The sequence below is a fragment of the Phaeodactylibacter luteus genome, assembly GCF_007993045.1.
Taxonomy (GTDB): domain Bacteria; phylum Bacteroidota; class Bacteroidia; order Chitinophagales; family Saprospiraceae; genus Phaeodactylibacter; species Phaeodactylibacter luteus.
This window is the reverse complement of the sequence record NZ_VOOR01000028.1, coordinates 60,019-79,456: the sequence shown is the minus strand read 5'-3', so window position 1 is coordinate 79,456 and position 19,438 is coordinate 60,019. Positions and strand designations below refer to the sequence as shown.

Here is a 19,438-nt window from a genome sequence, read left to right as displayed (position 1 = left end):
GCTCTTCTAATGTTACAGTGACGGTATCAGGTGTGATACAGTCCAAAGCGGGAACGGTAGCAATATAGGATCCCCCCCCTTCTAGCGGGAAGACCTCAAGTGTAGCAGCGTTGGCGATAACCTGCCCAGCCAGGTCTGTCCAAACGAGCAATCCATCCCAGTTGTTTTCGGTACTCAGGGTGACCGGCTGTGGAGTACAAGCCACTACAGATTCTCCAGGCAGAATAGATACCCTGCCTTCTGGGAAAGCAATCACGGAGACCGTTTCGCTCAGCGTATTGCATTGGCCTATCGCCCTTGCCTCGAAAATCTGAACCCCTTCGGACGGTGTGATTGTAACCTGAGGGCCAGTGCCGATAAGCACTCCCAGCTCATTATACCATTCGACAGATACTGTAGGCAGCCCTGAGGGGATAACATTTGCGCTTAGCAGCACAGTTTCACCGACACATACTGCCGAGTCTGAAGCAGAAGCCGTTAGGGTAAAAGGCTCCTCCAACTGGAAAGCCATTTCGAAATTAAGCGTGTCCGAACACCCATCTTGGCTAAAGGCAATGACACTAAAGTTTTCTTCTGACTCCGATGGAAGCACTTCGAAAGTGTTGTCATTATCCGATTCGGCAAGGACACCATTTCGGAACCACTGAAAGGTTGCAGCCACATCTGTAAATGCAGTTACGACAGCTGCTTCCTGCTGACATAGAAAGGTATTGCCCTCGATAGCTAGGTTGAGCGGCTCTGCTACAATTACGGTTAGCGTATCTGTCAGCGTTGCACAGATTCCGGATTGTGAAGGGTCAGTTATGACTAAGACATAAGTTGTTGTTGCATCTGGAGACAATAACGGCTCCGCAATCGTTGGATCGCTCACGCCTTGGGCCGGGGCCCATTCGAACTGCAGCCCGGAAAGGTCTGCACCTTGTACATTTGGCTGCACTACGTCTCCAGGGCATATACGAAGGGTATCTTGGAGGATGCCCACTCCTGCGATGCCTGGGGCCGGGATATCCAGTTCAGTGGCAACGCTACAGCCATTGCTATCTTCTATGCGGACGGTGTAGGTACCGCCAGCCAGTTCTTGAGGATCATCGACAAGCTGCCCGGATTCATCTGTTACAAAAAGCGTATATGGTGCAGTCCCACCTTGGACTACGTCTACCACAATGGCAGCAGGGGTGATATTGCCAGGCTCACAAGCCCCTGGCGTCACTTCAAGCTGCACCTGCAAGGGGGCAGGCTGCTCGACCGTCAGCAGGAATTCACAGACACAATCGTCCTCCAGCCCAACCCTTCTGATTTCGTAATCGCCAGCCATAACTTCAATGACTGCTGCCTCATCGCCGGGGATGGTAGCGATGACAAAGCCCGAGTAGAGCTGCCGCACCTGAAAATATTCGTTATCCAGGCCATTCCCGTCGTAGGATAAATACCCAATGCCATCGGGACAATTGGCATCGTTGCTGCTCCAACCCTGCACAGAGGGAGGACAGCTGACATTTAGTTCGATCGCCTCTACTGCAGTGCAAAAAAAGCTGTACGTAACTTCGACTGTATAAAGCCCGGAAGAAAGCCCTTGGAACGTGTAGGTATTGGTTGTAGACTCGACCTCTAAAAGGTCGTTGAGGCGAATAGTATAAGGAGGCTGCCCTTCATTGATTGTCACCGTAAGGCTGCCATCAGATAGGCCGCAGGCGGAAGGCACCTCTCCATTGAGGGTTACGGCCCCAGCTGAAGTACCGTCGTCGGGCACTGTTGCCCGAACCGCGCTGAGGCAGCCATTGGCATCGGTCACCAGAAACGTATAATCTCCGGGCACCAGGCCGTTGGCTGAAAATTCCCCTGCTGTGCTGAGGGTGCCTCCATTACCGAAGCCATAATCGATAGAATAAGGCGGGGCCCCGCCTGCTATACCGAGGCGGACATTCCCAGTAAAGTTTTCGCAGCTGCCCGCACGTACACTGTTCACCGTTAAATCAGGCCCCTGTTTATTCCCCACAATGACCTCCAGCTCCAATGCACAATTGCGTAAGGATTGGTCTTGAACGAGCTGATCTATATAAATAGAAACCTTATATAAGCCAGCAGCAAGGTTTTCAGCAATAGGTCCGTTAGCAACACCCCCTTCCCAAACGAAGGTAAAGGATGTCCCTTCAGGGAAACCGACGGGGATTACCTCAGCCCGGCCATTGCTCTGCCCACAGTCGGCATCCACTGTTATCCAGTTGGCTTGGAATTCCGGGCAGACCACGTCGCACACAAAATCCGGAAAGGGAGGTTGTATGGTATCTTGAGCGGTGGAGGCCCACCCGCTGCCTGCAGAAAGATGTAAAGGCAGAAAGGCAGACAAGAAAAGAGTAGCCCACAGACTGTACGTTGCTGATATGTTCATTTGTCTAAAGATCATTGCTCGGGATTTTTTGGCTTCGCACTATTATTTTGGGTACAATCATCACCAATATCAAAAACTGATAATGTAGGTGCATCCTGCTCTGGCAAGATGACAAGCAGCTCTACGCGGCGGTCCAACAAAGCCCCTATGCTGTAACGCCCATCTCGTGCCCCGGAGTAGTTGCTACTGGCCGTAGATTCTCCAACAGGCTTTGGCGTTATCTGAATGGGCTTACCGCTGCCAGGCTGCCCCATGTAATCGCCCAAGCGTTCGCCATTTACTTCTCGGGCTTCCAGATATTCTCTGATACACTGAATACGGCGCACGGCCAGGCTATCGTTATACACGCTTGCACCATGGCCACTACAATACCCCTGTATCTCTACTGAGATGGCCTGCCCGGGGCCCAGCTTGAAAGCGGTACCCATCAGGTCGGCTGCAACGTCATCCAATCCGCTAAGGCTACCTTTGATTTCGTTTTCGAACAAACGCTCCACACCGGTTGCATCATCAGGATCGAGCGTGCGGGCCAGGTACTCTGGCTTTAGCGCAAAATAGTCCTCTACGGCGTCCTCCAGCTTTTGGTCAGTCACACTAGTATAGCCCCGGAACCCGCCTGCCACGCGCCCGGCACGGTTGGGCTTGTCATTATGGAAGTAGACCAAGGCTTGCTTCCTTCGCTCGGCTTTAAGCGGGATATCCACTTCACTTCGGCAAACCTGCCGGCAGGCTTCGCGAGGGAAGCGTACCCCCTGAAGCGTAGCCGGGTAAAGCTTTACCGGGTCTGCAGCGACACCTGCTATTTCCGAAAGGGCAGAATCGACCTGTATTTCAATATTGTACTGAGTGCCGCGGGCCAGGCGGAACACCTTATCTCCAGCGTACGGCTGCACTGCCGCCCCCTTGGCATCTGCCACCACAGGCACCCCCACTTCAAGGAGCTGCCCCTTAAAGACGAAGCCCGATGAAACTTCAAGCTCAATAAATTCTGGGAGCAGCTCAAGCACCAAGTTGGCTACCTCTAGCGTATCATACATCGGGTCGTTGAGGTCGATCAGGGTATCAATGCTTAAGCCCAAGCTTTCGTTAATGGCTTGTACCCGGTATTTGCGGAAGCGCTCCACCTCGAACCCAAGCCGCAAATCGCCCAGAGCAGTGGTATCAAGCAAGGAGACAGGGGCTTGGCAGTCAGACACATCGGTGACGCTTAGGAGTGAAGGGCGATAGCCCGCTGGGCGCTCTACGCACTGTACGAGTTCTATCTCCAGGCTCCTTGCAATACTGCGCTGGCCGGCATAGATGTCTTGGCAGCAGGCTTCTATCTGCTCATCAAAGCGCACCGATCGGGGGCGGTCTGAAGACAGCATAAAGGAACGGCCGTCCGGGGTAGAAAAGAAATACATATCATTGAACCCCGTGTTGTAAGGCGCGCCAAGGTTCTGTGGTTTACCCCACCCACCATCTTGGTACACGGCGCTGAACAAGTCGTACTGCCCAAAGCCCGGGGGCGCATCAGAACTGAAATAGAGCATTTGCGAAAGGCTATGGAAGAAAGGCGTGGCTTCATCCCAAGGCGTGTTCACGGGCTCCCCCAAGTTTTCCACCGCCCCGGCTGTACCGGTTTCTTCATCGAAAGGGGCCCTCCAAATATCCATGCCCCCCATGGAGCCCTCCCGGTCGGAAGCGAAATAAAGCCATTGCCCCCCTGTCGCACAATCGTAGGCCAGAGCAGGCTGAGTCGTATTTGCAGCAGGCTGGTTCACATTGAGCGGTACAGGGCTGCCCCAAGAGCCGTCCTCTAGCTTACGGCGCTTGTACAGATCGCAGCGGATGGAGTCCGTCCCGGCTTCGCAGGTCGAAAAGACCAGCCACTTCCCGTTTTTGCTTTCCGCATGATGTAGCGTAAAATGCTCACTGCTGTTGAAGCGCTCTGAAACTGGCAGCTCCACTACCAGCGTATCTACCCCCATTGTATCATTGGGCTGTGTGGTAGCCAGCAAATTTTTTGAATACGTGGTAGACTGCTTGCGCTGCCGTGCCGGTTTAGGCGCAAAGCGCAGGGAGGAAAAGAAGAGGGAATCCCCTTTCATAACAGGGGCCAGATCGGAATATGGCGAATTGACCTGCTCGTTCGTGTAGCGGTATAAAGTATCCTTCTTAACCCAGCCGCCCTGATCAAGGCCATACTCGCACTTGCGTATGCCGGCCTCTGCAGCTTCCTGAAAACGGTCTTGCAGAAGAGGATCGGCGCTAATTTCCGCAGCCAGCCCATCAGCCAACATTTGAAAAAGGGAGCGCGCAAATTGATAATCTTCGTCTGTTTCTGCTTCTGCGAGCTGTACTTGTGCCCGGTAGAAAACGGTGCGGGCGTAGAGGGAATCTTTGAGCTGCTGGTCTTCAGATTGCACCATCAAATTCGCAAATACCGAATCGGCCCGGGAAAAGAAGTTGAACCGCTGTGCAGCCAAGCCGTATTGGTAGGCCAGCAAACGCTGCGGGCGGCTATACTTGTCATCATCGTAGCGCAAAACGGTTTCATAGCAGCGGAAAGCCGTGTAGTAATCCCGGCTTTCAAATGCCTTATCACCTGCTTCCAGTACTTTTTCCAAAGACTGTGCAGCCCCCGAGAAGGGCAGGAAGGCGAGTATCGCTATGGTCCATAAAATACCTTTCATATGCTTTGCTTTAGCGGAGTGGGCCTTGAAAGACAAAGCCCTTCCTAAAAATCAGGCTGGGGAATTCAGGTTTGTTGTTTCACAGTCGGGGGGGCATACTAGCACGGGTTGCATAAGGATTAAAGCAGCGGGCAGAAGTAGTTGTCCAGGCAAATCGAGCCTAAGGTATACCGAAGGGTGAACTCCCAACCTCCTCGGTTGCGGGTGGCTACATTAAACTCCGAAATATTGATATCGTAGGAGAAGCTGCCGAAGAAATCACCGTACTGCAGCCCGATTGACGGGTACACCACATCGCCAAGCTGATCATTGAAGCGGTAGCCACAGCTCAGCTCGAGCGCAGCCTGATAACCGGGCGTTTTATCCAGGTAAACCCTCCCTCCTACGTTGGCCAGCCATTCCTTATAAACCCCTTGGAACTGAAAATTGAGGTTGAGGAACACATCGGCTATCTCATTGACCTGCTTGTTGGCCATGATGTAAGGGCTGATGCGCACAGGCAGGCGGGCCTCGTCTGTTTCGTCAAAAGCTTGGTCCGGGCGGTTCAGGTGGAACAGGCCCGCGCCAAGGTCTATCCAAGAGCGGTTGTCCAGCGTGTTGACGATTTCGCAGTTGCTGAAATCCTGTATCCGGAAGTTGAGCCCCGCGCTGAAGTCAGGGAAGGTATTGCCGCTCTGTTGAAAATTTTCATTGTTCGGCAGTGCAGGGTTGCCAGCACTGAGGCTGCGGTCATATTGGCTATCGAACAGCAGGTCTGGCTTGAGGTCGAAATCCCTGCGGGCAAGCCCGGGCTGTGCACCGGCAGTGATGAAGACCTTTTCCGCCAACCGCTGCGTGTAAGACACGGAGAGGTTGAGGTTGGTGTTCTGTAGCGCAAACGAGCCGGCGCGGTCATAATTGAAATTGCCGCCAACGGCCCAAAAGCCTGTCCGGTTCTGATTCTTGTTGGGCAGCTTTACATCTGCACTGGCAGAGAAGGTCAAATAATTGACCGGCACTGTACGCCATTGCTGACGGGAATTGCTGACCGCTCGCAATTTGCCCCTGAAGATCCCAGTAAGCGCAGGGTTCGTCGTCGAAGGTGCATAGCTGAATTGCGAGTAGTGAATGTCCTGCCCACTCACCGACCATAACACCCCACAAACCAACACTGCCGTGTAGATTATCTTTCTCAAAATCAATTAGTTTTGCTTGTTTGAACACTAGAGTATCCTACGCGGGGGGAAGCGTGTGTAGAGTAGATGTTGCTGTAGAAGGCTGTTGTAAACCTGGTTGCTTGCACAATATAATGTTTTGTAGTCAGTAACCCGGTGCATCCGGCAGACAAATGCCGAGGCATAGGCCGAAGGGGTGCAACCTGTTTTTTTGGCAAGCAATTATGATCTCATGAAAGGCTAGTGCAGGCTGCTCGTTTAGCTACGGAAAAATAGCGCCTACTGTTCCTACCTGCTATTGATACGCAGAAAGTAGCCTCGCGTTACATTAAATACGTAAATAATGGCTGTTTTGTCTCTTTTTATGGCCAAAAAAAGCCAAACCCTCCTATTTTTTTTATTTTTACGCCCTGACGACCTGCCTAAAAAACGCCATTGTGCCCTATCCTGCCCGATAGCGGCTCCCGATGGCTGAGCATCAAAGCAAAAGTTTGGTACGGAGTTTGCCTTAAACAGACATGAGCTAGGCGCAAACCTCACAAAGCCAGACTGCTGGCCCTTAATTGGGGATGCAATGTTTTCACATTAAAATATATTCAAATGTGATTTTTTTTAAATTGAACTTGGTTCTATTATAAAAAAAGTCATATCTTAGCTAAAGCAATCAAGGTATCCCAAATCCCTTCGGTTGTTAAAACAAGCCAAAAGGGCTTGTTCCCAATAATTCCTAAGTTTCGTTCTTCGTTTGACGCCTTCTGGCCGTCAGGCTGTGCAAAAGAGCTTCCCAACTCTGCTGCCTTGCTGACTGCCTTTGCTATCAACTTGCTTTCCCAGGCGAGTTGAAGATTTTTCCAACTTCGAAAAGCAAAACGGCGTGAAACGACTAACAATTTTATTCATTTTGGCGCTCGCTTTCGGGCAGGCGCAGGCGAAGGTCTACTTCGTAAAACAAGGCGGGCAAGGCGACGGCTCCTCTTGGGCATCTGCTCTTGGGTCATTGCATCAGGCACTTCAGGCCGCAGTATACGGCGATGAAATCTGGGTAGCCCGCGGCACCTATTTTACCACTTCAGGCACCAATCGTAGCCTGTATTTTCAAATCAAGGATGGTGTAAAGCTATACGGTGGCTTTGCAGGTCAGGAGCTTGCTGTATCCGAGCGTAATGTTGAGGCCAATCAAACTATCCTCAGCGGAGAAATCGGTACGCCTTCTCCAGATGATAACGCCTACACGGTGGTTTTCACCAAAAATGTTAGCGCGGCTACTGTTGTTGATGGGTTCATCATCACAGGCGGCACAGCTAATGTACAGGCAGAAGGCGATGTTTTCACTCCCGAATCTTGCGGAGGTGGATGGTACAATATTGCCCAGAATGGCACTTCTTCTCCCGTTATCAAGAATTGCAAATTCATTGACAACCATGCTCGCGAAGGAGCCGGGCTGTACAATATAGCTGAGAATGGTTCCTCAGAACCGACTATCGAGTTCTGCCAGTTCATCAGCAATTCCGCTAAGCTGGATGGCGGTGCTATCTTCAACGGTGCAAAAGGCACGGGGGCTGTCGCTACTGGCCAGATCAAAAACGTCCGTTTTGAATACAACACAGCGGACTACGGTGGCTGCATCGTGAACCGTGCATTTGCCGGTCAGGTCAACCCTATGATCCACAAGTGCAACTTCTCGAATAACCGGGCTAAGGTCCGGGGAGCAGTAGTCTACAATGACTTTTCGAACGGAGGGCAGTCTAAGGCTGTCATGTTCAACAATATTACCGGCAGCAACAACGTATCTTCTGTTGGCGAGCCAGTGAGCAGCCGCTCGGGCGTTTCCGCTCAGCAGGGCTATTAAAGCCGGATTTTAGTTTTTCACGCCAAAAAGAAGGGGCAGGTTTCGTACCTGCCCCTTCTTTTTTTTGCCCTAAACTTGCTTTTAAATCACAAATAGTATAATTTAAAAATCGGTACATATATAAAATACTGCCTGTTTAACGTTAGGATTGATATTGGGCCAACCTTTCTGTAGTTAACCTGTGCGAATACCTGATCATTTGGTTAACTTTGCTGGTATACAGTGCCCCCCTCGTAAGCGCGATGACCGCAAGCCATCACGTCTGATACCTTGTTATGCTAGCCGCGGCTCTTCCTCTGATGCAAGCAGAGCCGGATACACATCAGCAGACAGCTGCCGGTGAGCCCGAACACAGAAGCTTCAGGCATTACCGGCATTTCATGATAAACACAAAACACTATCCTTCCTTTATGGCTCATGCCATGGGGAGACACAGCTGTATCCCCGCCCAAAACGGCAGGTGCGGCCAACTTGCCCGGAGATCGGGCTTACCTTTACGGATATTCTGCCCAATGCAAATAATGAACATCATGAAAAACTACATCATCTTCATCATCCTTGCACTTGCCGGTTTCACCTCTGCGGCCCAGAGCGGCTGTATACAAGGCAATTGCGACAACGGAGAAGGCATCCTGGTTTTAGAGAATGGGATCAAATACGTAGGCCAGTTCCAAAATGGCAAATACGAAGGCATCGGCATCTGCTATTGGCCAAACGGTGGTGGCCGGTACCAGGGCGAATGGAAAAACAACCTCCCCCACGGCAAGGGCTCTAGGCTGTTGAGCACCGGGAAGATGCAGGCTGGCTGGTTTGAAAACGGCATATTCGTCGGCAATGAGCCCCGATCTGAAGAGCTGGTAGCCCGGGACGGCGTCGAGCATATCGACCGGAAATCGACTGGCTGCATTATTGGCGACTGCGAGAACGGGCGGGGCGTCTACGTTTACAACCCCAATAAAATGTATACCGGCTGGTTCCGCAACGGCAAAGTCCATGGCACGGGGGTGTGCCACTTTGAAAACGGCTCTAAGTACGAGGGCGAATGGAGCAACAACCAGCCACACGGGCAGGGCACCATGACTTACCCAGACGGCAGAGAGTGCTCTGGGCAATGGCGGCAGGGCGTCCTTTCCCAGCCTTGTACCTCTACCCCACCGGAACAGCCCCGTGTTAAGTTTGGCTGCATTGCCGGAGACTGCATCAATGGGGAAGGGCACATTGTGTATATGGATCGTACGGACTACCGGGGCGAGTTTAAGAATGCAAAGCCGCATGGAGATGGGGTGATGGCCTTCCCTAACGGCGACCGCTATGAAGGGGCTTTTGCCAACGGCAATCCTCATGGCAGGGGGGTAAAGTATTTGGCCAACAACTCCGTGCAAAACGGGCAGTGGTTCGAAGGGGAGTTCCTTGGGGCTGAAAAGCAGGAAGTCATGGCGGGCTGTATTGACGGGGATTGCGAAAATGGCTCTGGCACTTACATCTTCGATGACAAGTCGCAGTACACGGGCACGTTCAAAAATGGCTATGCTCATGGCCGGGGCACTATCATTTACCCTAACGGCGACCGCTATGAAGGGGAAATGAAAAATGGGTTCCTGTATGGCTACGGGACGCTGTTTGCCGCCACCGGCAAACAATACTCCGGAGAATGGGTCAAAGGGGAATTGGAGCCAGGGCTCTCCCCTACGCTTCGGAAAGAGCCTAGCCAAGCCACCAACAGCCGCAAGAAGAAAAACAACCTTGAAGTTTATGCAGTCATTATTGGCGTCTCCGATTACTCCAAGGCACTCAGCATAAGATCGCTAAAGTATACGGACGACGATGCCTACAAAATGTACGCCTTCCTGAAAAGCCCGCAGGGCGGAGCACTGGATGACGACCACATCCGCATCCTTATAGATGAGGATGCTACCTTGCACAACATCAAGCGGACCATGCGCGCTGTCTTTGAGCAGGCAGGCCCCGAAGACCTCATCATGCTGTACTATTCTGGGCATGGGCAGCAGGATGCCTTCCTGCCCTACGACTACTACAATGGGCAGAACAAACTTTACCACGAAGAAATCATCGGCTTGCTCGACCGCAGCCCTGCAAAATACAAGCTTTGTATTGCAGATGCCTGCTATGCTGGAGCTATGTTCGCGTCCAAAGGTGGTGAGCCCAGCCAAAAAACACAGGATTTTTACGACCGCTTGTCGGAAGCAGCACCGGGCACTGCCCTCATCATGTCTTCCAAATCAGATGAGACTTCGCTCGAATCCAAAGGGCTGCGCCAAGGTGTCTTCACTCATTTCCTCATGCGTGGGCTGAAAGGTGAGGCAGATGTAAATCAGGACCACTTCGTAGACATCTCTGAGCTCTTTGACTTTGTCAGCTATAACGTGCAAGATTATACCGAATACAAACAATCGCCGCTGATAGAAGGGACTTACGACCGTAAAATGCCCGTAGCAGTCTGGTAGCACGCTGCCACTTGCCAAACCATCTTTTCATCCCTGGCTCCGCCTTTTGGCCTGTAACGGTTAAAAGGCGGGGCCTTTCTCCACCCCTGCAATATGCTGGACACTCCCCCCCCAAGCCCGGTAGAGCGCATTCAGGCTTCATGGGCAGACCAAGCAGGTATTCAGCTATTGGTCAAAAGAGATGACCTCCTCCAGGCCGGGCCGGGCAACGCGCTGTGCGGCAACAAATGGCGGAAGCTCAAATACAACCTTCGAGCAGCACGGCAAGGTGGGCATCATCAGCTGCTCACCTACGGCGGGGCATACTCTAACCACATTGCTGCAGTGGCAGCTGCGGGCCAGGCTTTCCGGTTTGCAACCATAGGGGTTATCCGGGGCGAGGCGCCACCACGCATGGGCGCAACGCTGCGCTTCGCAGCCGCCTGCGGTATGCAGCTGCACTTTATCTCCCGTTCGGCTTTCCGGCAGAAAGATAGCCCTGCTTTGCGGTCCGAGCTCAAAGACAACTATGGCGCTTATTTCGAACTGCCCGAAGGGGGCACCAACGACCTAGCCCTGAAGGGGTGTGCCGAAATCATCCCGGAAACTACTGCACAGCTGGGCACTGCCCCTGACTATTGGCTGTGCAGTGCAGGCACAGGCGGCACATTGGCCGGGCTGGTGCTCGGCATCGAAGGGCAACAAGGGAAAGCAATTGGGTTCTCTGCCCTAAAAGGCAGCTTCCTCGCAGAGGATGTAAGGCAGCTGCTGAAGGCAAAAGGAGAAGCGCTCGATGGGCGATGGGCTATGGAAAACAGCTTCCACTTTGGCGGCTATGCCAAATGCCCGCCCAGCCTGGTGCACTACATCAACACCTTTTACGACCAATACGGTATACCACTTGACCCCGTCTATACCGGAAAGCTATTTTACGGTATAGAGCAACTTGCCCGGACTGGCTATTTCCCAAGGGGGAGCACTCTGCTTGCCCTACACAGTGGGGGGCTACAAGGGCTTCAGGGCTTTCAAGAGCGGTTGGGCCCCGTTTTTCATTTTTAGGCGCACCATAGTGAATGCCGGGCCTTGCTTTCGCAGGGCCCGGCACCCATTTTTTATTTTCCGCTGTAGCTGCGCCTATTCGGCAAGCCTTTGCCTAGCGCACCCTTCCATAGCGGTCGCCATCAATATATTCGATAAGGTAAGCCCCTTCGTACCCCCTGCTCTTGACAGTGGCAAGTACCCGGCGGGCATCCTCCAAGGTGAAGAAATCGGCCAGCATCACCCGGTTGAGGCTGCGTGCCAAAATCAGCTCGGTTTGCACCTCCCCCAGATCTGCTACATTGCTAAACCGCTCTGGTGAAAATGCCCCTACTGCAGCAAGCTGCACTTTATAATAGGTGCCGCTGTGGCGTGTCGCAGAAGTCTGGTACTCGTTGTTGTCGTTGGGGTCTCGGCTTGTCGTCACATACGGTGTATTGGGGGCCGGAGGGTTGGCCGGCACCGTTGGCTGACTGATGACGGGGGCCGTTGGCTCGGCAGGCTCGGCAGGGGCCGTTGGAAGATTGCGCCCCGGCACTTCTGGCTCAGCCGGTGGGTCAGGCACAGTCGCAGGAGCACCTTCCTGCTGCAAGAAAGTCGGCTGCCCATAAGCAAAAACCTCCGGGTTGTCTGAGCTAAAAGCATAGCCTTCTGTCTGATAGCCATAGGCCTCTACCTCTACCCGGAATTGCCGATTAGGCAAGATATCAAAGGAGTAGCGGCCATCCGAAAAGCGCTCCGACCTCAGCTCGGCCTCCCGGCCGTCGTTCATCACCTCATAAAGGCGGACAGTGATGGCCCCAATGGGGTTGCCGGAGCCCCGGTCATATACATTGCCTTTGACGATCATACGGCGGCCGCCTTTGGCAAACTCAAAAATATCTTCGTTGGTCGTCACGATTTTGTTGCCTGCAAATACCCGGTTGGATGTCAGAAAGCCCCCTTTGCGGGAAGGGTTGAGCGCAAAAAAGTAATCATCTGCACTGGAGTTGACTGGCATGCCCATATTTTCGGGCTGTGACCAGCTTACTTCATCCCCATTGGCCTTGAAAACGTCGAAACCGCCAATGGAGACGTGCCCGTTGGAAGAGAAATACAGCACTTGATCTTCCCGGTTGTAGAAGGGTGTGATTTCATCTCCCAAGGTATTGACGACAGGCCCCAGGTTGATCGGGAAGCTGAAGTCGTTGTCATCCAAGCCGAGATCACGGGAAGCAAACCAGATATCCATCCCTCCGCGGCCACCTTCCCGGTTGGAGGAAAAATAAAGCATCTCCTGCCCTCGCTGATGCACTACAAAAGGGTGGGTTGCGACCACCCCAGCAGTATTGATGTAGTCTGGCAAACGCTCTGGCTGCGACCACTGTGCGCCAACCCGCTTGGTCACAAAAATTTCGCACCGCGTTTTCACATCATTCCACACCGGCTCTTCATCATTGCAAACGGTAAAGTAGATGCGGTTGCCATCTGGGGCCATGGCTGCGTTGCAGAAATGGCCGTTTTGGATGAGCGGGAAATTACGGGGCGTTTCCCCTTTTCCCCATTGGTTGCCGTCCCTTTTGGATACGAGGATTTTGGCAGAGCCATTGACTGTACTAGAAAAATAGAGCTCATCGTCGGTAATGGGAAAAGGGGCAAACTCCTGCTTGTCAGAGTTGATGCCTTCGCCCGGCAAGAGCACCTCCAGGTCGCGGTTGGCCCGTGCAGGGGCTTCCATGCCCAGCCGGCAGCCAGCAATCTCTACCCGGATGATTTCTTCCAGGATTTCGCGCGTATCGCCGGTATAGCCCTGCATAAAGGTTTCAAACTCTTGGATAGCACGGTCATACTGCCCATCCTGTTTGAGGCAACGGGCATATTTGAGCCCCACGAGCGGGAACTCATCGTTCTTATCCTTGATGGGGCGGTAAGCCTCTGCTGCATTCCGGTAATCCCGGAGGGTAAAATATATTTCGCCCGCCTGGAAAGTCAGGTCTTCTTTTTTCCGCTTTTTGCGAAAAGCCTCATCGTAAGTTTGCGCGGCAGTCAGCCATTCTCCACGCTCGTATGCCGCTTCGGCTTCTTTCTTGAGCTTTCGCCAGCTTTGGGCCTCTGCCGATGGGGCCAGGATGGCCAGGGCGGCAAGGATGAACAAAAGGTTGCGGATCATTCTTATCAAAATTATGAGGATTTATTCTGCAAATATGATTCGATGGCAGGAGCAAAATACTGATGCTCCAAGGCCAGTACTTTACGGGCAATATCTTCCGGTGTGTCTGTCTCAGCGATGGGACAACTGGCCTGGAACAAGACCGCGCCCTCATCATAAGCTTCATTGACCAGATGGACGGTCATACCGGTTTCCTGCTCGCCGGCCGCTTTAACCGCTCTGTGCACATTCATGCCGTACATCCCTTGGCCGCCAAATTTAGGCAGCAGCGCCGGGTGGATATTGACCATCCGGCTTTTATAAGCGCCCACCAGATAAGGCGGCACCAGCCATAAAAAGCCGGCCAGCACCACAAAGGTGATCTTGTGCGCTTTGAGCTCCTCCAACAGCGCTTCGCTCCCATAGAAGCTGGCCCGTTTGAGGACTAGCTGCCCCAGGCCATGCGATTCAGCCAGGGCAAGTACAGGGGCGGATGCGTTATTGGAAACGATAAGGCGGGGGCGGATATTCGGATGCCCTTCAAAATATTCGATTATTTTTTTTGCGTTGCTCCCTGTACCGGAAGCAAAAATAGCCAGATTTTCCATAGCGGCGGTAAGGTTTAGCGAAACTCCAACAAACCGAACCGGTAGCTCCGGCCCTGCTCTCCGTACACCATCATGCGCCGACTGCCCACCTGCTTGCAGATTTTGGGCCGGGTAATGATGCCTGCTTCCCGGTTGTCGAAAAGCGGGTACATCTCCACGCTTCCGCCTTTTGCGACCTCTGCCAGAGTGATGATGGAATTCCTGCCGTTGTAATTGTATAGACGGTTGCTGCCGTCGCGTTCGAAGTTGCGGCTGTTGTCATTAAAAATAAAGTACAGCCGGTCGCGCACTACGGCCATTGCATAAGAAGAATAGTAGCCCCCGTCATTGAGGGTCTCCTGCCGTTTGGGTATCCTGGCCGACCATTCAATGGAGCCGTCTGGCCTGATATTGACCACAATGATATCATTGTAGTTGTAAAAGTAATCAAAGCGCAAAGTGCCATCCCAATACCGGTAGGTACGCTCGTACACATAAAACTGTTCGGCCACCAGCACAGCCCCGCCATCGCTGCGCAAGATCAGCTCATCGAGGGCAAAGCGGGAAAGCTCTGCCTGACGGGAGACATCGCCATTCGCTTCCGCCCGTTCTGCCCGGCGGAACTCCCCATTGCCCATAAGGGCTGCCCGGAACTCGAAGTCGAACTCCTTGAGGTTGATGTTGTATACTTCTTGGGTAGTTGCATCAACTTTGAAGAAACAAGTGCCTTTGATGCTGTAGGTGCCTTTGTCTGAAAAGAACCCGGCACAGACTAAGTTGCCATCATTGCCGATACGGAAGGTAAGGTCCGTAATGAAACGGCCATCGAGCGCAATACGATACTCCTTCTTTTCTTCGCCCTGATTGGTGTAAGCCAGGATCACATACTGATAATTGGGCAGCCCCCGGCGCCGTTCCCTTACCCCGTCGAGGTACTTCACCCCCAACAGAAAGACGTTGCCGTCTTCGTCAATGCGGTAATCTTCAATACCAAACTGCTCCTCATTGTAGGGCAAGGTGATGTTGCGCCTCCACAAGCGTTCCAGTTTGTCGTCAAACACCTGAAGAGAAAACTGCTCGGGCTCCTTCCGCTTACTGTCCAGCTGGCTGTAAATCAAAACCTTTGAGCTGTCTGAAGACTGCACAATATTGAATGCCCCAGGGCGGGCCTTATTGGCTTCAGGTATTTCGGCAATCTTGGTCAAGTCCCGGGAAGGCAGCAGCCGCTTGTTGAGGGTTTGGTAAAAGAGGTAGTTTTTCTCCTGTGCCTGATTGTTAAAACTGGTAAAGAAATACAGCTGCCCTCCTATCTTGATTACATCTTCAAATACCCGGCGCTTCCCTTTGTATTTAAGGTCGAGCTCCTGTGACCGCCTCAGCTGTTGGCGGCCCGAATATTCTTCTACATAAACTTTAGGGTATGAAAGTGCCCCTCCTTCTTTTTCCCGGAGGACAAAGTAAGCATCCCTGCCTGCATCAATCACTTTTGTAATCCGGGAGCCGGAGGGTTCCACATTAGACTCCCCCCACTGTACCACACCGGGCACACCGTCTCGCTGAGCCAGCAGAGGTACTACCGTTGCTGCTGTCAGCAAGAGCAAGCATAGCATTTGGCGAGTTGACCTATTCATCTTCTGATTCTGTTTTTCCTAATCCCTTACCGGAATGCGCCTTTTGCCCTCCTTACTTGAGCGCACGGTATTTAGAAGCATTGGAGGCATCGATGCGCGTCATGACCTGCACCACGGTATTCTTTTCCTGAGGCGTCCCGTTTTTAAAAATCTCCATCACCTCGTCCGCTTTCGTATCCGAAAAAATCTGAATGATCATGGCATTGGGGTAAGCTTGGTTGACTTCCCGCACCTGTTCCATCGAAGCAGCAATGATTGCACGGCAAGTGCCTACATCACTAGCTGCCATATCGAGCCCTTGCCGGTGGTATTCATACCAAGCTTGGCGCAACGGCCGCACACGCGCAGCGGTCAGGTTCTCGATCAGGTAGTACCGGCTGGGGTCTCCATCTACCGCCCGCCAACCGGGGCTTGCTGCAGCAGCCGATTCGGGAATGCTGTTGACGATGTCGAAGGCTGCCTGGAAGTGTGGCTCCCCCCCATAAAGGGAAAAGCTGTCGTAGTCGAGCCCCAATATGATATAGGCATAGAAAGCCAGGGCCGAAGACAAGTTGTCATTGAAACGGTTGCGGCTGAACTGAATCGGCTGAAACGGCTCATAACTGAATACGACCCCTTTGTCGATGTAGTTGATGAGTGGCGTCTCGTAGTCCGAACCATACACTGGGCGGGAGGCTTGCACAGCTATATCTGCCTTGTACACGACCTGAGAGATCTCTTCCTGTATGGTAATCAGCACATTGGCCTGTATGCGCTCTTCCTGTTCAAAAGCGTCTTCGGTCCATTTTTGGTTGTTCATAAACTCCCTCACAGCAGCGCTGAGGGTTTCGAACACCTTGGGGTCGGTCTGCTGCAGCTTTTGGGTGTTCACGGTTACATTGACTTCCAGTTCTTGTGCATTAGCAAGGGGCGTGATGCCCAAAAGCGCCAAGGCGAAAAGCCCTTTCCGTATGATCTGTGGCAATGGCATGTACATATCCACCAGTTTTTATGGTTCTGCCCTATATAATAGGTGTGGGGCAGGGTATGAAAGATGAAAGCTGGCCAGTGCGCTCAGCGGCGCTGAGGCAGCAGCTCAGCAAGGGCAGCAACGATATCTTCTGCTACTGCAGCTTTAGACTTTAACTCAAATTCACGGGGCTTATTGCCTGCCCCGAGGAAGGTGACCTTATTCGTATCGTGGTTGAAGCCAGCCCCCTCATCAGCCAGGGAGTTGACGACGATCAGGTCCATATTTTTGGCCTTCAGCTTGCCCGCCCCATGCTCTAAGGCACGCTCGGTCTCTAGGGCAAAGCCAATGATCACTTGGCCGCTCTTCTTCATCTGCCCGAGAGCTTGTGCAATGTCCGGGTTTTTGACCAGGTCCAAGGCCATACTGTCGCCTTTTTTCTTGATCTTCTGTTGAGCAGCCTCTGCTGGGCGGTAATCCGCAACCGCTGCCGCCAGAATGGCAGCGTCCATATTGGGGAAAAGCGCAGTAGCCGCGTGGTACATTTCCCTTGCGGTCTGCACCTTAGTCAACCGTACCTGCCCTGCGTTGGGCTTCAAGCTGGTAGGGCCAAGGACCAACTCTACCGCTGCCCCTTTACGGGCAAGGGCATCTGCGATGGCAATCCCCATTTTACCGCTTGAGCGGTTGCCGATGAAGCGGACCGGGTCGATTGGCTCAAAGGTAGGGCCTGCTGTGACCAAGACCCGCCTGCCAGACAAGAGCTGCCCGGTTTGAAAAAACTGTTCTAGGTGGGACACAATCTCCTCCGGCTCTGCCATCCGGCCCGCGCCTACCAGGCCGCTGGCCAGCTCACCGTGGCCCACAGGGATCAGGTGATTGCCAAACTGCTGCAGGCGGGCGACATTCTCCTGTGTAGCAGGGTGGGCCCACATGTCCAAGTCCATAGCTGGAGCAAAGAATACCGGGCAGCGTGCAGAAAGATAAGCAGCCGCGATGATGTTGTCGCAAATGCCATATGCCAGCTTAGCTAGCGTTGTCGCAGTCAGAGGGGCGACGACCATAGCATCAGCCCAGAGCCCCATCTCCACGTGGTTGTTCCAGCTTTCGCCAGATGACACCTGTGTGTGTACAGCCCGGTGTGTAAGGGTAGAAAGCGTAAGCGGGGTGATAAAGCCAGTAGCTGCACCGGTCATGAGGGCCTGTACTTCAGCCCCTGCCTTGACCAACAGGCGCGCCAGTGCAGCGGCTTTGTAGGCAGCTATGCTCCCAGATACCCCCAATAACAGCTTCTTGCCCGACAGTGATGAACTCATACCTTTCCTTTTTCCAGCCCACAAAGATACCCCGCGCTACAAGCAGGGAAGCCCCGAAGGGCTGTTGCTCTTCGGGGCTTACTCAGAAAATCCAATCCAAAGCGGAGCAAGGCTTAGAGCTCTTCCTCCTCCGTTTTGTTGTTATAACGGTGGTACAGCTCGCCATTGACGTACTCTTCAGAAGCGATGACCACCGGGTTGGGCAGGCGCTCGTAGAACTTCGAGATTTCGATCTGCTCTTTGTTCTCGCTGATCTCCTCAATGGCATCGGATGTTACCGCAAACTCTTCCAGCTTTTGGTGCAGCTCATGCTTGAGCTCAACCGCCAATTGCTTGGAGCGCTTGGTGATGATCGCCAATGCTTCGTACACATTCTGAGTGTCTCTTGCCAGCCCGTGCACGTCACGCGCTTTCACATTAGGATCTAACCCTTGCACTTTCGTCTTGATATCTGACATTATCCAACGCTTTTAATTGTTCTTTAGAATCTTCGTACATCTTAGCCACTTCATCTCCAAAACGGCTATCAGTGTACCGGGACAGAAACTCTTCTGCCCGCTCTACGGCATCCTCAAAACGCTCTTTCTGCTTTTCTACAAAGCTGTTGTTGGCCAACAGATAAGCGGAGCGGATAGCCATATATTCGATTTCCTCCGCATTTTGCGTGTCCGGAAAATCTTTAAGCACATTTTCAAAAGTCTGTATAGCCGCCTGATACTCTCTCAGGTTGAAATACAGCTTAGCAGCCTCAAAGGCTTTCAGCTCAAGCTTGGCGCGCATAGCATCAATGAGCTTGTTGCACTGTTCCACCCGTTCGCTATTGGGGTAGGTATTGACAAACAACTGAAAGCCCTCTATCGCCTGATCCGTATATTGCTGATCTAAACGGAACGAAGGGGACAGCTGATAGTTCGAATAAGCCGACATAAACTCCGCCTCCTGCCGTAGGTCGCTTGTACCATAAGTCGTGGCGAAGTTCTTGAAGTAATAGGCAGCAAGGATATACTGTTCCAGCTTGTAATAGGTATAGGCATACTTGAAATAAATTTCTTCTGCCTCCTTCTTGCCCCGGTAGCTGCTGATGATGATTTCAAAAAGCGCCTGTGCCTTCTGATAGTCTTCAGCCTCGTAGTAGGCAAAAGCCTTTTCGTAGATGCGGTCTACGTCCCCGCCGGTCCGGATTTTCTCAAACTCGCTTTTGCAGGAAGACAGCATCAAGCTTAAACCAACCGTTGCCAGGAATAGTATTTTCTTCATAAGGGTGCAAAATTACTGCTT

The 19,438-nt window shown here is 52.6% G+C and carries 14 protein-coding genes; 3 read left to right on the top strand and 11 right to left on the bottom strand.

Going from position 1 to position 19,438, the window contains the following annotated elements; all coding sequences use genetic code 11:
* From FRY97_RS13735 to FRY97_RS13720, 4 genes are all read right to left on the bottom strand, one after another.
* Nucleotides 1–2,404 (bottom strand): hypothetical protein (locus FRY97_RS13735; RefSeq protein WP_147168122.1); only part of this gene is annotated, 2,404 nt, incomplete at its 3' end.
* Nucleotides 2,401–5,064, bottom strand: coding sequence for a TolB-like translocation protein (locus FRY97_RS13730; protein WP_147168121.1), 2,664 nt, complete (start codon nt 5,062–5,064; stop codon nt 2,401–2,403). The genes FRY97_RS13730 and FRY97_RS13735, both read right to left, overlap by 4 nt.
* A gap of 119 nt (nt 5,065–5,183) precedes the next feature.
* A complete protein-coding gene (locus FRY97_RS13725) occupies nt 5,184–6,239 on the bottom strand; it encodes a PorP/SprF family type IX secretion system membrane protein (RefSeq protein ID WP_170254645.1) in 1,056 nt (351 codons plus the stop codon).
* Between the two features lie 623 nt (nt 6,240–6,862).
* Nucleotides 6,863–7,108 carry a hypothetical protein gene (locus tag FRY97_RS13720; RefSeq protein ID WP_147168119.1) on the bottom strand — a complete coding sequence of 82 codons (246 nt, stop codon included), beginning with the start codon at nt 7,106–7,108 and terminating at the stop codon, nt 6,863–6,865.
* Here FRY97_RS13720 and FRY97_RS13715 point away from each other — a divergent pair.
* The 3 genes from FRY97_RS13715 to FRY97_RS13705 all read left to right on the top strand — a co-directional run bounded on the left by FRY97_RS13715 (nt 7,093) and on the right by FRY97_RS13705 (nt 11,570).
* A complete protein-coding gene (locus tag FRY97_RS13715; protein WP_170254644.1) occupies nt 7,093–8,067 on the top strand; it encodes a hypothetical protein in 975 nt (324 codons plus the stop codon). The genes FRY97_RS13720 and FRY97_RS13715 overlap by 16 nt on opposite strands.
* A gap of 530 nt (nt 8,068–8,597) precedes the next feature.
* Nucleotides 8,598–10,532 (top strand): caspase family protein, encoded by a 1,935-nt coding sequence (locus tag FRY97_RS13710; protein WP_170254643.1) that lies wholly within the window; start codon nt 8,598–8,600, stop codon nt 10,530–10,532.
* Between the two features lie 93 nt (nt 10,533–10,625).
* Nucleotides 10,626–11,570: a 1-aminocyclopropane-1-carboxylate deaminase/D-cysteine desulfhydrase gene (locus FRY97_RS13705; protein WP_147168116.1), complete on the top strand. Its 945-nt coding sequence runs from the start codon at nt 10,626–10,628 to the stop codon at nt 11,568–11,570.
* A 94-nt stretch (nt 11,571–11,664) separates the two neighbouring features.
* On the opposite strand, the gene FRY97_RS13700 is transcribed toward FRY97_RS13705, so the two are convergent.
* The 7 genes from FRY97_RS13700 to FRY97_RS13670 form a co-directional block, all read right to left on the bottom strand.
* On the bottom strand, nt 11,665–13,698 hold the full coding sequence (locus FRY97_RS13700) for a PD40 domain-containing protein (RefSeq protein WP_147168115.1): 2,034 nt from the start codon (nt 13,696–13,698) through the stop codon (nt 11,665–11,667).
* A gap of 11 nt (nt 13,699–13,709) precedes the next feature.
* Nucleotides 13,710–14,285 carry a phosphoribosylglycinamide formyltransferase gene (gene purN / locus FRY97_RS13695; RefSeq protein ID WP_147168114.1) on the bottom strand — a complete coding sequence of 192 codons (576 nt, stop codon included), beginning with the start codon at nt 14,283–14,285 and terminating at the stop codon, nt 13,710–13,712.
* Between the two features lie 14 nt (nt 14,286–14,299).
* Nucleotides 14,300–15,895: a hypothetical protein gene (locus FRY97_RS13690; protein ID WP_147168113.1), complete on the bottom strand. Its 1,596-nt coding sequence runs from the start codon at nt 15,893–15,895 to the stop codon at nt 14,300–14,302.
* A 52-nt stretch (nt 15,896–15,947) separates the two neighbouring features.
* Nucleotides 15,948–16,871 carry a type IX secretion system protein PorD gene (gene porD, locus FRY97_RS13685; protein ID WP_147168112.1) on the bottom strand — a complete coding sequence of 308 codons (924 nt, stop codon included), beginning with the start codon at nt 16,869–16,871 and terminating at the stop codon, nt 15,948–15,950.
* 77 nt (nt 16,872–16,948) lie between these two features.
* On the bottom strand, nt 16,949–18,160 hold the full coding sequence (gene coaBC, locus FRY97_RS13680; RefSeq protein WP_147168111.1) for a bifunctional phosphopantothenoylcysteine decarboxylase/phosphopantothenate--cysteine ligase CoaBC: 1,212 nt from the start codon (nt 18,158–18,160) through the stop codon (nt 16,949–16,951).
* 113 nt (nt 18,161–18,273) lie between these two features.
* Nucleotides 18,274–18,618, bottom strand: coding sequence for a DNA-directed RNA polymerase subunit omega (locus tag FRY97_RS13675; protein WP_147168110.1), 345 nt, complete (start codon nt 18,616–18,618; stop codon nt 18,274–18,276).
* On the bottom strand, nt 18,578–19,417 hold the full coding sequence (locus tag FRY97_RS13670; protein WP_147168109.1) for an outer membrane protein assembly factor BamD: 840 nt from the start codon (nt 19,415–19,417) through the stop codon (nt 18,578–18,580). Before FRY97_RS13670 ends, FRY97_RS13675 begins: the two co-directional genes overlap by 41 nt.
* Between the last annotated feature and the right edge of the window lie 21 nt (nt 19,418–19,438).

Excerpts from the sequence above, each read along its gene's own strand:
- FRY97_RS13690 (WP_147168113.1), bottom strand. The coding sequence starts at position 15,895 with ATGAATAGGTCAACTCGCCAAATGCTATGCTTGCTCTTGCTGACAGCA.
- FRY97_RS13670 (WP_147168109.1), bottom strand. The coding sequence starts at position 19,417 with ATGAAGAAAATACTATTCCTGGCAACGGTTGGTTTAAGCTTGATGCTG.
- FRY97_RS13675 (WP_147168110.1), bottom strand. The coding sequence starts at position 18,618 with ATGTCAGATATCAAGACGAAAGTGCAAGGGTTAGATCCTAATGTGAAA.
- FRY97_RS13705 (WP_147168116.1), top strand. The coding sequence starts at position 10,626 with ATGCTGGACACTCCCCCCCCAAGCCCGGTAGAGCGCATTCAGGCTTCA.
- purN (WP_147168114.1), bottom strand. The coding sequence starts at position 14,285 with ATGGAAAATCTGGCTATTTTTGCTTCCGGTACAGGGAGCAACGCAAAA.
- FRY97_RS13710 (WP_170254643.1), top strand. The coding sequence starts at position 8,598 with ATGAAAAACTACATCATCTTCATCATCCTTGCACTTGCCGGTTTCACC.
- coaBC (WP_147168111.1), bottom strand. The coding sequence starts at position 18,160 with ATGAGTTCATCACTGTCGGGCAAGAAGCTGTTATTGGGGGTATCTGGG.
- porD (WP_147168112.1), bottom strand. The coding sequence starts at position 16,871 with ATGTACATGCCATTGCCACAGATCATACGGAAAGGGCTTTTCGCCTTG.
- FRY97_RS13700 (WP_147168115.1), bottom strand. The coding sequence starts at position 13,698 with ATGATCCGCAACCTTTTGTTCATCCTTGCCGCCCTGGCCATCCTGGCC.
- FRY97_RS13730 (WP_147168121.1), bottom strand. The coding sequence starts at position 5,064 with ATGAAAGGTATTTTATGGACCATAGCGATACTCGCCTTCCTGCCCTTC.